Origin of the sequence: Comamonas sp. BIGb0124, assembly GCF_003752175.1 — a bacterium.
GTDB lineage: Bacteria > Pseudomonadota > Gammaproteobacteria > Burkholderiales > Burkholderiaceae_C > Comamonas_F.
The window spans coordinates 258,444-274,217 of the sequence record NZ_RJVF01000010.1 but is presented as its reverse complement, the minus strand read 5'-3'; the positions used below and the strand labels follow the sequence as shown (position 1 = coordinate 274,217).

12 protein-coding genes are annotated in these 15,774 nt (G+C 67.6%); 9 read left to right on the top strand and 3 right to left on the bottom strand.

Annotated elements, in window-relative coordinates; genetic code table 11:
- Window positions 1-42: 42 nt before the first annotated feature.
- Window positions 43-1,383 carry an aspartate aminotransferase family protein gene (locus tag EC845_RS11830; RefSeq protein WP_123298465.1) on the bottom strand — a complete coding sequence of 447 codons (1,341 nt, stop codon included), beginning with the start codon at window positions 1,381-1,383 and terminating at the stop codon, window positions 43-45.
- A 271-nt stretch (window positions 1,384-1,654) separates the two neighbouring features.
- On the opposite strand from EC845_RS11830, the gene EC845_RS11825 reads away from it, so the two are divergent.
- The 7 genes from EC845_RS11825 (at window position 1,655) to EC845_RS11795 (ending at window position 10,941) form a co-directional block, all read left to right on the top strand.
- Complete coding sequence (locus EC845_RS11825; protein WP_123298301.1) at window positions 1,655-2,674, top strand: ABC transporter substrate-binding protein; 1,020 nt, start codon at window positions 1,655-1,657, stop codon at window positions 2,672-2,674.
- 41 nt (window positions 2,675-2,715) lie between these two features.
- Window positions 2,716-4,755 carry a LamG-like jellyroll fold domain-containing protein gene (locus tag EC845_RS11820; protein WP_158615684.1) on the top strand — a complete coding sequence of 680 codons (2,040 nt, stop codon included), beginning with the start codon at window positions 2,716-2,718 and terminating at the stop codon, window positions 4,753-4,755.
- Between the two features lie 46 nt (window positions 4,756-4,801).
- A complete protein-coding gene (locus EC845_RS11815) occupies window positions 4,802-4,993 on the top strand; it encodes a hypothetical protein (protein WP_123298299.1) in 192 nt (63 codons plus the stop codon).
- A 39-nt stretch (window positions 4,994-5,032) separates the two neighbouring features.
- On the top strand, window positions 5,033-7,246 hold the full coding sequence (locus tag EC845_RS11810) for a phosphocholine-specific phospholipase C (protein WP_123298298.1): 2,214 nt from the start codon (window positions 5,033-5,035) through the stop codon (window positions 7,244-7,246).
- Between the two features lie 143 nt (window positions 7,247-7,389).
- Window positions 7,390-8,433: an ABC transporter ATP-binding protein gene (locus EC845_RS11805; RefSeq protein ID WP_123298297.1), complete on the top strand. Its 1,044-nt coding sequence runs from the start codon at window positions 7,390-7,392 to the stop codon at window positions 8,431-8,433.
- Window positions 8,430-10,136: an ABC transporter permease subunit gene (locus EC845_RS11800; protein ID WP_123298296.1), complete on the top strand. Its 1,707-nt coding sequence runs from the start codon at window positions 8,430-8,432 to the stop codon at window positions 10,134-10,136. The genes EC845_RS11805 and EC845_RS11800 overlap by 4 nt, the downstream gene beginning before the upstream one ends.
- 28 nt (window positions 10,137-10,164) lie before the next feature.
- Window positions 10,165-10,941, top strand: a complete 777-nt coding sequence (locus tag EC845_RS11795) for a DeoR/GlpR family DNA-binding transcription regulator (RefSeq protein WP_123298295.1) — start codon at window positions 10,165-10,167, stop codon at window positions 10,939-10,941.
- Between the two features lie 108 nt (window positions 10,942-11,049).
- Here EC845_RS11795 and EC845_RS11790 read toward each other — a convergent pair whose 3' ends face one another.
- The gene (locus EC845_RS11790) at window positions 11,050-11,658 is read right to left on the bottom strand and encodes a glutathione S-transferase (RefSeq protein ID WP_123298294.1); all 609 of its coding nucleotides are present in this window, start codon (window positions 11,656-11,658) and stop codon (window positions 11,050-11,052) included.
- A gap of 149 nt (window positions 11,659-11,807) precedes the next feature.
- On the opposite strand from EC845_RS11790, the gene EC845_RS11785 reads away from it, so the two are divergent.
- On the top strand, window positions 11,808-12,254 hold the full coding sequence (locus EC845_RS11785; protein WP_123298293.1) for an Lrp/AsnC family transcriptional regulator: 447 nt from the start codon (window positions 11,808-11,810) through the stop codon (window positions 12,252-12,254).
- A 311-nt stretch (window positions 12,255-12,565) separates the two neighbouring features.
- On the top strand, window positions 12,566-13,702 hold the full coding sequence (gene asd, locus EC845_RS11780; RefSeq protein ID WP_123298292.1) for an aspartate-semialdehyde dehydrogenase: 1,137 nt from the start codon (window positions 12,566-12,568) through the stop codon (window positions 13,700-13,702).
- A 135-nt stretch (window positions 13,703-13,837) separates the two neighbouring features.
- Here asd and ilvD read toward each other — a convergent pair whose 3' ends face one another.
- Entirely contained in the window at window positions 13,838-15,697 is a 1,860-nt protein-coding gene (gene ilvD / locus EC845_RS11775) for a dihydroxy-acid dehydratase (protein ID WP_123298291.1), read from the bottom strand.
- Window positions 15,698-15,774: the final 77 nt, after the last annotated feature.

Sequence of the window (15,774 nt, the reverse complement as noted above, 5' to 3'; positions counted from 1 at the left end):
GCATCGACGGGGTTTGCCGGCCCCCGCGCGGCCAGGCGGGGCCTAGCGCTGCGTGAGCGACAGCGCCTCGTCCAGCGCGCCGACCAGCCAGTCGATGTCATGCGCCTGGAAAGCCAACGGCGGGCGCAGCTTGAGCACATTGCCATGCGGCCCGGCCACCGAGGTGAGCACGCGGCGCTCGCGCAGGTGCTCGACGACATCCAGCGCGCGGGCGCGGTCGGGCTGCCGGCTCAGCGGATCGCCGACGATCTCGAATCCGATGAACAAGCCCGCCCCGCGCACGTCCCCCACCCCGGAGTGACGCGTCGCCAGGCGGGCCAGTTCGGCCTGCAGCAGCCGGCCCACGTGCAAGCTGTGCGCCTGCAGCTTTTCCTCGTGGATCACGCGCAGAACCGCCTGCGCGGCAGCGATGGACACCGGGTTGCCGCCGAAGGTGTTGAAGTAGGGCAGGCTGTCGCTGAAAGCGGCCAGCACGTCCGATCGCGCAAACAGGCCCGAGACCGGAATGCCATTGCCCATGGGCTTGCCCGTGGTCACCACATCGGGCACGACGCCATGGCGCGCAAAACCCCAGAAAGCCTCGCCCGTACGGGCAAAGCCGGGCTGCACTTCGTCGGCGATGAACAGTCCGCCGTTGCGATGCACGACGTCCACGGCCTGTTTCAGGTAACCGGCCGGACCGGGCAGCACGCCATCCGAAGAAAAGATCGAATCGGCCAAGAAGGCCGCGAAGCGGATGCCGTGCGCGGCCAGGTCGTCGATCTGTTTCTGGATCTCGGCGACCAGCCACGCCCCCAGATCGGGCGCGTCCACGCGGTAGCGATCGGGCGCCGGCACCCGCCGTGTCGTGGAAGCCAGCGGCTGACCCGACCCCAGCGCGGGCGAGACGCCTGAGCTCAGCGCGCTGGTGCCGTGGTAGGCCTCGCGGCTGACCACGATGCCCGTGCCGCCGGTAGCGGCCCGTGCGACACGGATGGCCAGGTCATTGGCCTCCGAGCCCGTGCACATGTACATGGCCTTGTCGATCTCTGCCGGCAACGTGCCCAGCAGCGCCTCGGTGTAATCGAGGATGCCCTCGTGCAGATAACGCGTGTGGGTGTTGAGCTGCTGCATCTGTTCGTGCACGGCCGCCGTCACCGCCGGATGGCAATGGCCGATGCTGGCCACGTTGTTGTAGACATCCAGGTACTGCTGCCCCTGTGCGTCCCAGAGGTACTGCCCCTGACCCCGGACGAGATGAACAGGCCGGCGATAGAAAAGCCGGTAGGAATCGCCCAGCAGCCGCCCACGCCTCTGCGTCAGTGCTTTTGCCTGCGCATCCAGCGCCGCGGCGTCTTCGGCACGAAAGCTGTTGGTGTCCATGATGGTGGAGCGGGTAGCCAAGGTCATTGTCGGTCTGCAGGGAATGAAAGGCGCGAAGTGTCGCGCCCTGGAAGGGTGATCGGCGCGAAGCCTCAGCGGCCCGGTCAATCGCTGCCGGCCTTTCATGCGGCCGTCACAAAGCGTTGCCATATTGCGCACTTGTGCATTTTATTGTTTTTCAACAATTCGCACAAAGACAACGAAATACACAGGGCACGCGTGACCGGAAGCCGCCTGGGCGGTGGATCCGCTGCGCATGCCGACCCCGTCAATCCATCGCATGGAGCCCGTCATGACCCGTCTCACCCCATCCCGCCTGCACACCAGGCTTCTTCTCGCTGCCCTCACGATGGCAGCCGGCGCCGCGCATGCCGGCTCGATCACGGTCTACACCTCGCTGGAGGAAGACGAGATCAAGGACTACGTCGCCGCCGCGAAAAAGGACATGCCCGACATCGACGTCAAGGTGCTGCGCCTGTCCACCGGCGATCTCGGGCCGCGCATCCTGGCCGAGGCCGCCAACCCCCGTCACGATGTGATCTGGGGCTGGGCACTGACCAACATGCTGGACCCGCGTGTCGGCAGCCTGCTCGAGCCGTATGCGGCCAAGGGGTCGGACAAGCTCGACACACGTTACCGCGCCGGCGACGGCACCTGGTTCGCCGCCACCGGCTACATGGCTGCCTTCTGCGTCAACACCGAAGTGCTCAAGGCCAAGAACCTGCCGGTGCCCACCAGTTGGAAAGAGCTGGCCGATCCCCGCTACAAGGGTGAAGTGGTGATGCCCAACCCGGTGTCTTCGGGCACGGGCTACCTGCAGATCGCGGCACTGCTGCAGAAGGACGGCCAGGCTCAGGGCTGGAAGCTGCTGGAGTCGCTCGACGGCAATGTCGCCCAGTACATCAAATCCGGCTCGCGCCCCTGCAAGGCGGCGCGCGCGGGCGAGTTCGCGATCGGCACCTCGCTGGCCTTCGCGGCCATGCAGTCGATCGCCGAGGGCTATCCGGTCCGGATGGTGATTCCCAGCGACGGCGCGGGCTATGAACTCGAGGCATCGGGTCTGATGAAAAGCTCGGCCAACAAGGCCGATGCCCAGCGGTTTCTCGACTGGACGCTCACGCCCGGTGCCGCAGCGCTCTACGGCAAATACAAAGAAATCGTGACGATCGCCGGCGTGCCGCAATCGCAGGCCGCCCGTGCAGCGGGACTGCCGGCCGACCTCTCCAAGGTGCTCTACCCGATGGACTTCGCGAAATCCGCGAAGGAGCGGGAAACCACGCTGGCCGACTGGCAAAAGCGCATCGGCCGCTGAGCGGCTTCCCATCCATCGTCACACCCCCCATGAGATCCTCCATGAACAACAGCCCACGTCCCACCTGGCAATTGGCGGCCAGTTGCCTGCTGGCCGCCGGCGCCCTCGCCGCCTGCGGCGGCAGCGACGACAACGACACCGCCGAAGGACCGTCCCCCACCACGCCCACTTCGCCGGTCGTCTCCGATGAACCCGGCCGCAAGGTGCTGATCGTCGATGCCGACGGCATGTCCTACGCCTCGCTCAAGGAGGCACTCGCCAACGGCACTGCCGCAGGCTTCGACGGCCTGCAGGTCGCCCCTGCCTGGACCGGCGGCCGGACCGCCACCTTGACCGAGCAGGCGACCAGCGCCCGCCCCAGCTGGGCCAGCTTGCTGACAGGCGCCTGGGCCTTCTCGCACACGGTCAGTTGGGAGCAGGACCGCAGCGACAGCCTCTCGGGCACGACGCTGTTCAGCGCGCTCAAGGCCTCACGCCCCACCAGCCGAACGGCGCTGGTGGACGACAGCGCCGGTCATTGGGCCGCACTGCCCCAGGCGCAGCGCCAGGCCATCGACGGCCTCGGCGACTGCTCGGCTGCTGACGTCGACCCGACCTGCGCGGTCGACCGCGCGGCGGCCTTCGTGCAGCAAGGCTACGACCTCACCGTCGTGCACCTGGCCGCACCGCAGACCCGGCCCGCACAGTCGCTGGCCGCCATCGGCCAGGCGATCGCCACGCTGCGCGCTCAACTGGCGCAACGGCAGGCGGCCTATCCGAAGGAAGACTGGCTGGTTCTCGTGACCACGGGTTACGGCGCCGATCGCTACGGCAGCTCGACCGGGGCGCAGACCACGGGCAGCAAGACCATCTTCATCGCGGCCAATCAGGAACTCGCATCGCTCGGCGCTTCGGGCAGCGAGGCCCCGGCCGATCCGCAGGCGCTCTACCGGCATGCCGCCATCGTGGACATCGCGCCCACGGCGCTGCGCCATCTGCAGGTCGAGACCGAGGCCCAGGCCTATGCCTTCGACGGCCAGGCCCTGCAGGCCAGTCCGTCGATCCGCAACGCGACCGGCGCGGTGGGCCAAGACAAGGCCAGCGTGGAACTGGCCTGGGCGCTGGATTCGACCCCGGCCGGCCGCTTGCAGTTGCTGCGCGACGGCGTGGCCATCGCAGACCTGCCCGCCGATGCGCGCAGCTACATCGACGACGCCTTCGATGCCATCGAGGACGGCCAGCACACCTACCGCTACACGCTCGCCGCGGGCGACGCACGGCAGTCCTGGCCCGTGCGCATCGAGTACGTCAAGCCGATGGCACTGGCCGCCACGCTGACCACCGGCCTGACGTCGTACTACAGCTTCGACGGCGGCACGCCCGCCGATTCCCTGTCGCTGTCGACGCTCAGGCCTTGGGATGCGAATGCGGACGGCGGCTCCGCCATCGGCGACGACAACTACCTCGGCAAATGGAAAGCCAAGGCCTGGCGTATCGACACCAGCCGGGTCGGTGCCAACGGCGTCGCGGGCTACACATTGCGCCAGAACGGCGGCGACATCACGGACAACAACCAGTTCACCATCGGTCTGTGGTTCCGCACCACCGATCTGTGCAAGGCCAGCCTGAGCAACGGCGTGCCGATCGTCTCCAACAAGAACTGGAACAGCGGCGGCAACGCCGGCATCACCATCGGGCTCTGGAACGGCTGCGAAGTGCGCTTCAACCTCGGCGGCTCGGGCCGCATCGACAACTCGGGCAATGCCGTGAGCGACGGTCAATGGGCCTACCTCGCACTGGCCGTGGACCGCACCGCAGGCACCTTCACCAGCTATGTGTTCGATCCGGTCAAGGGCACGCAGAAGCAGTCCACGGCCTTTTCCGCAGCGCTGGGCGCGAAGGTCGCGGGCCTGGGCAACGGCTTCTCGCTCGCCGAGGACGGCACCGGCCGGTACATCACCGCCGAAAACTCCGCAGGTTCGCCACGCGGCACCCTGGATTTCAACGACCTCGCCTTGTGGAGCCGTGTGCTCACCCAGGACGAGCTGACCTCGATCTACCGCTCGGGACGTCCGCTGAGCACCCTGGTCGCCAACCCCTGATCGTTTCCTCCCCGCTGTCATTCATCCGATGAGAAAGACACTCCCCATGACCGCCCACCTTTCCGAACTCCTGCGCCGCCTGCCGACACCCGCCGTGTTGTGCCTGGCCGCGGCCTGCGCCCTGACCGCGTGCGGCGGCGGCAGCAGCGACAGTCCGCCGGACACCGAGACGCCGACGAATCCCACCCAGCCCGGCGAGCCGTCCACCCCTGCGCCCCAGATGCGATGCGCGCCCTGACCCCGGCGCCCCTCAGAACCCAGCGAGCGAAAAACCACCATGATTGACAACTCCAAACGCAAGTTTCTGCGTGCCGGCCTGGGCACGACCGCTGCCGCCAGCGCACTCAACCTGTTTCCGCCCAGCATTCGCCGTGCACTCGCCATTCCCGCCAACAACCGCACGGGCACCATTCAGGACGTCGAGCACGTGGTGATCCTGATGCAGGAAAACCGTTCGTTCGACAACTACTTCGGCACCCTGGCCGGCGTGCGCGGATTCGGCGACCGCATGACGATTCCCGTGCCCAACGGGCTCAACGTGCTGCAGCAGCTCAACGCCAACGGCAAAGCCATCCTGCCCTACCACCTGGACCAGACCCAGGGCAACGCGCAGCGCGTGAGCGGCACCCCCCACAGCTGGACCGATGCCCGCGACGCCTGGGACAAAGGCCGCATGTACCAGTGGCCGCGCTACAAGCAGCAGCAGTCCATGGGTTACTTCACCGCGCAGGAGGCGCCCTTCCAGTACGCGCTGGCCAACGCCTTCACGCTGTGCGACGCCTATTTCTGCTCGCTGCACGGCGGCACCAACTCGAACCGGCTTTTCCACTGGACCGGCACCAACGGCGCCACCGTGGGCGATGGCCGGGTCGTCGTCAACAACGTGTGGGACGGTCTCGACAGCACCACGAACATCGGCACCGGCGGCTTCTCGTGGACCACCTATCCCGAGCGGCTGGAAGAGGCCGGCGTGAGCTGGATGGTCTACCAGAACATGCCCGACAACTTCACCGACAACCCGCTGTTCGGTTTCCCGCAGTACCGCCGGGCCAACCTGGCCTCGGGCAAGCCGGTCTACCACGACAAATCGAACAACCCGGCCTACGATCCCGCCAGCGACAACACCGGCAACCCGCTGTACAAGGGCATCGCCAACACCATGCCCGACGGCGGTTTCCTCGCCAGCTTCAAGGCCGACGTACTGGCCGGACGCTTGCCCCAGGTCTCGTGGGTCATCGCGCCCGCAGCCTATTCCGAGCACCCCGGCCCCTCCAGTCCCGTGCAGGGCGGCTGGTACACCCAGGAGCTGCTCGACGCCCTCACGGCCAACCCCGACGTGTGGAGCAAGACCGTCTTCATCATCAACTTCGACGAGAACGACGGCTACTTCGACCACTACCCGCCCTCGTGCGCGCCCTCGCTCAAGGGCACCGACCCGTCGGATGCGCATGGCAAGTCCACGCTGTCGGCAACCGACATGTCCTACGAGTACTACATCGACCAGCCCGTCGCAGGCACCTCCATGCCCGCGCCCGATGCGGACTGCTACGGCCCCGGACCGCGTGTGCCGATGTACATCATCTCGCCCTGGAGCCGCGGCGGCTGGATCAACTCGCAGCACTTCGACCACACCTCGGTGCTGCGTTTCCTCGAGGCGCGATTCGGCGTGCGGGAAACCAACATCAGCCCGTTCCGCCGCGCGGTGTTCGGCGACCTGACGACGGCCTTCGACTTCGCCACGCCCAACGACGACGCGCTGCCGGTGCTGGCCGGACGCAAGACCCAGGAAGCCGCGGACGCGCTGCGCAACGCGCAGGCCGCGCTCTCGCAGGTGCCCTTGCCCTCGCCGCAGTCCCTGCCTGGCCAGGAATCGGGGACACGCCCCTCGCGCGCACTGCCCTACGAGCTGCACACGAGCGCACGCACGGACGCGACCTCGGGCGAAGTCCGCCTGATCTTCTCGAACACCGGCCAGCAGGCCGCCGTCTTCCACGTCTACGACCGCCTGCACCTCGACCGTGTGCCGCGTCGTTACGTGGTCGAAGCCGGCAAGCAGCTCGACGACGGCTGGGATGCCTGGAGCGCCGACGCCGGCCGCTACGACCTCTGGGCTCTCGGGCCCAACGGTTTCCATCGCGGCTTCAGCGGCGATCTCGCGGCCCAGCGCAGCAGCGGACGGCCCGACCCCGAAGTGCGTGTCTGCTACGACATCGCCAACGGCAATGTGTACCTCACCGTCATGAACGCCGGCGACGCGCCCGCCGCCATCCACGTCCGCCCCAAGGCCTACCGCTCCGACGGCCCGTGGAACGTCACGGTCGAGCCCGGCGTGGACCGCGACATCCACTGGGATCTCTCGGGCAGCGCGCAGTGGTACGACTTCGTCGTGACCTGTGCGCAGTTGCCGGGTTACGCGCGGCGTTTTGCCGGCCGCGTCGAAACCGGCCGGGCCGGACTGACCGATCCGGCCATGGGGCTGGGAGACCTCTGAGCCCGACGCGCCCCAAGCGTCCAGGAAGGATGTCCTCCTGAACGAGGCCGGCGGGCAGCGGCGGCGCACACCGCGCCGCTGCCCGCCGATTTGCCATCGCGGTTGGCCACCGCTTCCGCTCCACCGATCTTTTCCTCCGGACCATGTCCCTGCGCATCCAGAACCTGAACAAGGCCTTCAACGGCCAGCCCGCTCTCCGGCACATCGACCTGACCGTCGGCCCCGCCGACTTCGTCTGCCTGCTGGGCCCCAGCGGCTGCGGCAAGACCACCTTGCTGCGCATCGTCGCGGGCTTGCTGGATGCCGACAGCGGGCACATCACCCTGGACGGCCGGGACCTTGCCGCCATTCCGGCCCGCGCGCGCGGTTTTGGCCTCGTGTTCCAGTCTTACTCGCTGTTCACGCACATGACCGTGGCCGAGAACATCGGCTACGGCCTGCGCATCCGCAAGACCCCGGCAGACCAGGTCCAGCGCCGCATCGCCGAGCTGCTGCAGGTCGTGCGCCTGCCCGGCTTTGCCGAGCGCTATCCCGACCAGCTTTCCGGCGGCCAGCAGCAACGGGTCGCGATCGCCCGCGCCTTGGCCGTCGACCCCGCCCTGCTGCTGCTCGACGAACCGCTTTCCGCGCTCGATGCCCGCGTGCGGGCCGAACTCCGGCACGAGCTGCGCGAGGTGCAGCAGCGCCTGCGCATCCCCACCCTCATGGTCACGCACGACCAGGAGGAAGCCATGAGCATGGCCGACACCATCGTCTGCATGAACGACGGCCGCATCGAACAGGCCGGCTCGCCGCGCGCGCTCTACCTGCAGCCGCAGACCCGTTTCGTCGCCGACTTCATGGGCCACAGCAACCTGCTCGACGCCGAGGCCGCACGCCTGCTGCTGCCGAGCCAGGCTCCGGCACCGCAGGCGCAGCCGGGCCTGGCCCTGTGCGTGCGGCCCGAACAACTGCGCCTCGAACCGGCGCGCGACGCAGCCGGCCGCGTGCTGGCAGTCAGTTTCCTCGGCAGCATCCAGCGGATCCGGATCGAATGGCGGGGCCGCACCCTGCTGGCTCAAACGACGGGCGGTCTGGCGCTGCATGCCGGCGACCGCGTCCACGTGCAGCTCGACGACACGGCGGCTCCCGCCTGGGTCCCGGCCCCGTCGACCGGGGTGCCGGACAGGGCAGGAGCCGGGGCATGAACACCGCACATCCCTCGCCCGTCGCCTCCCGCCTTACACACCGCGGTTTCAGCGATGGCCACCGCGCGGACCGCTGGCTGCTGTATGCCTGCCTGGGGCTGCCCCTGCTGGTGCTGGTGCTGTTTTTCGGCCTGCCCATGCTCGGTATCGTCTGGCGCAGCCTGCTCGACGACAGCACCGGCACAGTCGGCCTGGCCAACTACCGCGCGCTGCTGGACTCGCCCGGCATCTGGCGCGCGGTGCGCAACAGCCTGGTGCTGGGTGCCGCCACGACCGGGGTCTCGGTCCTGCTGGGATTCATGCTCGCCTACGCCCTCGAGCGCACGGCCATGCCGGGCAAACGCGTGATCGGCGTGGCCCTGTCGCTGCCCGTGCTGGCGCCCTCGCTGGTGCTGGGCCTGGGGCTGATCTTCCTGCTGGGCCGCAACGGCCTGGCGGCCAAGCTGATGGGCACGCGACCCGACATCTACGGCTTCTGGGGCCTTCTGCTGGCCGATGCGCTCTACACCCTGCCCGCCGCCGTGCTCATCATCCGCGCGGCACTGCGCCACAGCGATGCACGGCCCTACGAGGCCGCCGAAATCCTGGGGGCAGGCGCCTGGCGGCAATTCCTCGACATCACGCTGCCCGGTGTGCGCTACGGTCTGCTCAGCGCGGCCTTTGTCGTCTTCACCCTCACGCTCACGGACTTCGGCAACGCGGTGGTCGTCGGCGGCGACTTCCCGGTGCTTGCCACCGAGATCTACAACCAGGTCAGCGGCCAGATGAAGTTCGGCATGGGTGCCGTGGTCGGCCTGCTGCTGCTGTGTCCGGCCGCACTGGCCGTCTGGATCGAACGCATGGCCTCCCGCCGGCAGGCGGGCTTGCGCCGCGACGGCTCGGGTGCGAGTCCCCTGCCGCGCCGCCGGGCCTGGCTCGACTATCCGCTGCTGGCGGGCTGTTCGCTGGTCGGCCTGTGCATCGCGCTGGTCATCCTCAGCGTGGTCGCGGCCAGCTTCATGCGGCTGTGGCCCTACCGGTTCGCGTTCACCCTGCGGCATTACGACATCGACCTGGCGGGCGGTTACGCCTCGCTGTGGACCTCGGTCTGGATTTCCGCTCTGGCTGCGCTGATCGGCACCGCGCTGCTCTTCGGCCTGAGCCTGGGCGTGCGCCGTCTGCCGGGCCGCCTGGCCGAAACCGCCCACCTGATCGCCTCCATGCCCGTGGCCGTCCCCGGCCTCGTGCTGGGACTGTCGTATGTGTTCTTCTTCAACACCCCGAGCTTTCCGTGGGGCATGCTGTACGGAACGGCGCTGCTGATCGCCATCTGCAACTTCACCCACTTCAGCACCCAGGGTTATGCGGCCATGACCACCGGCATGCGCCACGTCCCCACCGCCCTGGAAGACGCCGTCACCGTCCTGGGTGGAGGACTCGGCGCGAGCCTGCGCGATGTCTACCGGCCTGCCATGGGCCGTACGCTGCTGGCCATCGTGCTGTTCCTGTTCATGAACGCCATGGTGACGCTGTCCGCCGTGATTTTCCTGGTCACCCCCGACGTCCCGCTGGCCGCCGTCACGGTCATGCGCCTCGACGAGGCGGGTTTTACCTCCCAGGCGGCCGCATTCTCCACCTGCATCATGGCAATCGTTGCTACGATTGCCCTCCTCCTGCACGTCTTGGCCCGGCCCCGCGCCCGAAGCCTGCACGCGCGCCGATGACACTACACGACTTCACACCGACGCACCCATGCTCCAGGAAGCCAGGATCCATCGCATCAAGGCGCTGCTCGCCACCTTCGGCCAGGTCAGCACCGAACGCATCGCTCAGGACCTCGGCGTCTCGCGTGAAACCGCCCGCCGCGACGTGCTCGCGCTGGAAGCCGAAGGCCGGCTGCGCCGCGTGCACGGCGGCGTCGTCTGCGTCGTCGACGAAGGGCGCGAGCCCCCCCTGGCCGTACGCCAGGCCGTGCGGGCCAAGGAAAAACGCGCCATCGCACGCGCCGCCGTGCGGCTGGTCCAGCCCGGCCACACCTTGCTCATCGATGCGGGCAGCACCACCACGCTGCTGGCCGAGGAGCTGTCGTCCATGTCGGGCTTGACGCTCGTCACCAACGGCCTGAACGTGGCGCTCAAGCTGGCCGGCGCCGAAGGCGGACGCAGCGCCAATCAGATCATTCTGCTGGGCGGATCCATCAACGCCGAACTCGCGGCCACCCACGGCGACATCACCGTGGCGGAAATCCACCGCTACCACGCCGACATCGCCTTCACATCGCCCGTGGGCATCAGCGCGCAGCACGGCGCAACCAGCTTCGAACAGAGCGAGGCCGCCATCGCACGCGCCATGACCGCCCAGGCCCGCCGCGTCGTCATCCTCGCCGACCACAGCAAGATCGGCCAGCACAGCCGGCTGACCTACCGCTCCCTGGCCGACATCGATGCCGTCATCACCGATGCACGTGCCAAGACGCTGCCTGCGTTGGCGGAGATGCGGGCGGCAGGTGCCGAGGTGGTGCTGGCGTGAGCCACACCCGACCCGCGAGCCCGGGGACCGCGAGACCGGCGCCAGAGGCCTCGGGCTCGCAGACCCGCCGCCACCGTGCCCTTCATGCGGCCGCGCGGCTTTCAGGCCTCAATGAAAAGGCGCGGCCAGAAAAGCCGCAAGCGCCTCGGCGGCCTGCGAATGACGCGCAGTCGCCGGATGCGATGACGGATCGACCTCGCCGGGCAGCAGTTCCTGGGTGAAACGCCAGGCCACGGCGGCCGTCACGTCGGCCTGCGTCATGGAAGACGCATCCGCCGGCACGCGCTGCGCGGCCAGTTCGGCCTCCAGTTCCGCACAGGCGGCGGCCAGTTGCGCCTTGACCCGGGCCATCCAGGGTTCATGCCGTTTTTCTGCGGGACGAAGATTGCGCTCGTAGACGATCTGGACCGACTTCTCGCACGCAGCCAGACCGAGACCGACGATGCGCAGCGCACGCTGCCGCTGCCCTGCCTCGCGCGGCATGAGGCTGCGTCCGGCGACCGTTTCGACGTGATCGATGATGAGCGTCGAATCCATCAGCGTCCGGCCGTCGTCGCACACCAGCGTCGGCGCCTTGACCACCGGGTTGATCGCCTGAAACTGCGCGAAGGCGCTGAAGACCGAGATCGGCCGATGCACGAAGGGCTGCTCCAGCAGGTGCAGCGTCACGGCGACCCGTCTCACGTACGGGGAATCGAGCATGCCGATGAGTTCCATGTGTGTTTCCTGATCGACGACCTCTGCGCAACGTGCGCCAGATCGATTCGATCGTAGAGAATGACGGTCGCGCATCCAAGCGCAAACCATCGGAATACCGTCCCCGAAACCGATGGATCATCGGCATTCACGCACCGTCATCCATCGCCATGAAGCTGGACAAAAAAGACCTCCGGATCCTCGAGGCCCTGCAGCACGACGCAAGACAGAGCCTGGCTGCGATCGGCAAGCGCATCGGCCTCTCCCAGCCGGCGATGAGCGAACGTGTCCGCAAGCTCGAGGAAGCCGGAGTGATCGAAGGCTATGGCGCACGCGTCAATCTGCGCGCCATCGGCATCGGACTCCAGGCCATCATCCGCATCCAGACCACGCATGCAGGCATCCGCAAGTACGTCGAGCTGTTCGAGAACATGCCCGAGGTACTCGAAGCCGACCGGGTGACCGGGGAAGACTGCTTCATCGTGCGCTGCGCCATCGCCGAGCCGCAGGATCTCGAGCGTGTGGTCGACGCACTCGCCGTGCACGGAAGCGTCACGACCTCGCTGGTGCTGTCGAGCCCGGTTCGCAAACGGGTCACCGTGCGGGCAGCCGGCTGATCCCCCCGCCCTCGAGCTGTTGCGGCAACGATGCACGCACCGCAAAAACTGCAACACGTCGCCCGCATCCGCTAGAATAGGGGCCTATGTCGCTGAACCGCACCTCCGCACTCCACTCGCCCCAAGCCGGCGTGATGGCTGCCGTGGCCGCCGGTATCGCCACGACCACGAAAACGACGATTAAAGGCTGACCCAGCCCGGTTCGTCGCGCGCCCTCCCCGGCTCGACGAGCCGGGCGCACCAAAACCGCTGACGGCCCGGCCGCCAGTCGGGTCCTCGGGGAGGACTACTCAAACAAGGCGCTTTTTTCGATGGCTACCGCAAACTATCTCTCCAACGTGAAGCCCGTTGTCGGCCTGGTCGGCTGGCGTGGCATGGTGGGCTCCGTCCTGATCGACCGCATGCAGGCCGAGGGTGACTTCGACCTGATCGATCCGGTCTTCTTCTCGACGTCGAACGCCGGCGGCAAGGCCCCCGAGCAAGCCCGTACGGTCACCACGTTGCAGGACGCCTACAGCCTCGAAGCCCTGCAGCGCTGCGAAGTGGTCATCACCGCCCAGGGCGGCGACTACACCAACGACATCTTCCCCAAGCTGCGCGCCGCCGGCTGGACCGGCTACTGGATCGACGCCGCCTCGTCGCTGCGCATGAAGGACGATGCGGTCATCGTGCTCGACCCCGTCAACGACGGCGTGATCCGCCGGGCGCTGGACAAGGGCGTGAAGAACTACATCGGCGGCAACTGCACCAACTCCATCCTGCTGATGGGCGTGGGCGGCCTGTTCCGCGAAGACCTGGTCGAATGGGTCAGTTCCATGACCTACCAAGCCGCTTCGGGTGGCGGCGCCAACCACATGCGTGAACTGATCAAGGGCATGGGCGTGGTCTACGGCAGCGTGGCCGACGAACTCGCAACGCCCTCCTCGGCCATTCTGGACATCGACCGCAAGGTGGCCCAGACCATCCGCCAGGACGTGCCCACCGAATTCTTCGGCGCCCCTCTCGCCGGCGGCCTGATCCCCTGGATCGACGCCCAGCTCGAGAACGGCCAGTCCAAGGAAGAGTGGAAGGGCCAGGCCGAAGTCAACAAGATCCTCGACACGCCCCAGACCATCCCGGTCGACGGCCTGTGCGTGCGCATCGGTGCGATGCGCTGCCACAGCCTGGCGCTGACCATCAAGCTCAAGAAGGACCTGCCGCTCGAGCAGATCGAATCGATCATCAAGAGCGGCAACCCCTGGGTGAAGTGGGTGCCCAACGACCGAGCCGTCACCGTCAAGGAACTGACGCCGGCGGCCGTCACCGGCGGCCTGGAAATCGGCGTGGGCCGTGTACGCAAGCTCAACCAAGGCCCCGAGTACATCTCGGCCTTCGTGATCGGCGACCAACTGCTGTGGGGCGCGGCCGAACCGCTGCGCCGCATGCTGCGCATCCTGCTGGGCGCCTGATCGGGCCGGCCGCCCGGCGGCCGTCGATGAAAGCATGAAGAACGCCCCTGCACCGTTGACCGGTGCAGGGGCGTTGTCGTTGGCAAGCGGCGCCGCCGACCGCCACGCAGGCGGTCCCGGCGCCCGCGCTCCCGGTCAGTCCTCCAGCAGCGTCAGATCGCGCACGGCCCCCTTGTCGGCCGAGGTGACCAGCTTGGCATAGGCCTTGAGGGCCGCCGACACCTTGCGCGGGCGTGGCTTGACGGGTTTCCAGCCCTTGGCATCCTGCTCCTGGCGACGGCGCGCCAGTTCCTCGTCCGACAGCAGCACGTCGATCGTGCGGTTGGGGATGTCGATGCGGATCCGGTCGCCGTCGCGCACCAGGCCGATGGCACCGCCGGCCGCCGCTTCGGGCGAGCAATGACCGATCGAGAGCCCCGAAGTGCCGCCCGAGAAGCGGCCGTCGGTCAGCAGGGCACAGGCCTTGCCCAGGCCCTTGGACTTGATGTAGCTCGTGGGGTACAGCATTTCCTGCATGCCCGGGCCGCCCTTGGGGCCTTCGTAGCGAACGATCACGACGTCGCCGGCCTTGACCTTGTCGCCCAGGATGTTTTCCACCGCCTCGTCCTGCGATTCGGTGACGTGGGCCGTGCCCTCGAACACCAGGATGCTCTCGTCGACGCCGGCCGTCTTGACCACGCAGCCATCGACTGCGATATTGCCGCGGAGCACCGCCAGGCCGCCTTCCTTCGAGAACGCGTGTTCGTAGGAGCGGATGCAGCCCTCTGCGCGGTCGAGGTCGAGGCTGGGCCAGCGCGTGTTCTGGCTGAACGCGACCTGCGTCGGGATGCCTGCGGGGCCTGCCAGGTAGAAATTCCTGACGGCTTCGTCCTGCGTGCGCGAGATGTCCCACTGCGCCAGCGCTTCGCCCAGCGTCCGGACGTGCACGGTGGGCACGTCGGTGTGCAGCTTGCCCGCACGCTCGAGCTCGCCCAGGATGGCCATGATGCCGCCGGCGCGGTGCACGTCTTCGATGTGGTACTTGTTGGTGTTGGGCGCGACCTTGCACAGTTGCGGCACGACACGCGAGAGGCGGTCGATGTCGGTCATCGTGAAGTCGATCTCGGCCTCGCGGGCGATCGCCAGCAAGTGCAGGATGGTGTTGGTCGAACCGCCCATGGCGATGTCCAGCGTCATGGCGTTCTCGAACGCTTTGAAGCCCACCGAGCGCGGCAGGATGGCCGTGTCGTCCTGCTCGTAGTACTGGCGGGCCAGCTCCACGATGCGGCGGCCGGCGCGCTTGAACAGCTGTTCACGATCGGCATGCGTGGCCACCACGGTGCCGTTGCCGGGCAGCGACAGGCCCAGGGCCTCGGTCAGGCAGTTCATGGAATTGGCCGTGAACATGCCCGAGCACGATCCGCAGGTGGGGCATGCGGAACGCTCCACTTCGGCCACGTCGGCGTCGGAGTAATTGCTGTCGGCGGCGATCACCATGGCATCGACCAGATCGAGCTTCTTGAACTCGATGGCCTTGGTGACGGGGTTGGCCAGGCGCGTCTTGCCGGCTTCCATGGGGCCGCCGGACACGAACACCACGGGAATGTTCAGCCGCATGGCGGCGATGAGCATGCCGGGCGTGATCTTGTCGCAATTGGAGATGCACACCATCGCGTCGGCACAGTGGGCGTTGACCATGTATTCGACCGAGTCGGCGATGATGTCGCGGCTGGGCAACGAATACAGCATGCCATCGTGGCCCATGGCGATGCCGTCGTCGACGGCGATGGTGTTGAACTCCTTGGCCACGCCGCCGGCGGCCTCGATCTCGCGTGCGACCAGTTGGCCCAGGTCCTTCAGGTGCACATGGCCCGGGACGAACTGGGTGAACGAGTTGACCACCGCGATGATGGGCTTGGAGAAGTCTTCGTCTTTCATGCCGGTGGCACGCCAGAGCGAGCGTGCCCCCGCCATGTTGCGGCCGGCGGTCGAGGTTTTTGAACGGTATGCAGGCATCGTGGTTGTCTACGGAATGTCGATCACAGGAAAGGAAACGGGCCACGGGAATAAAGGCCCCACGCGCGCCCGTGCGA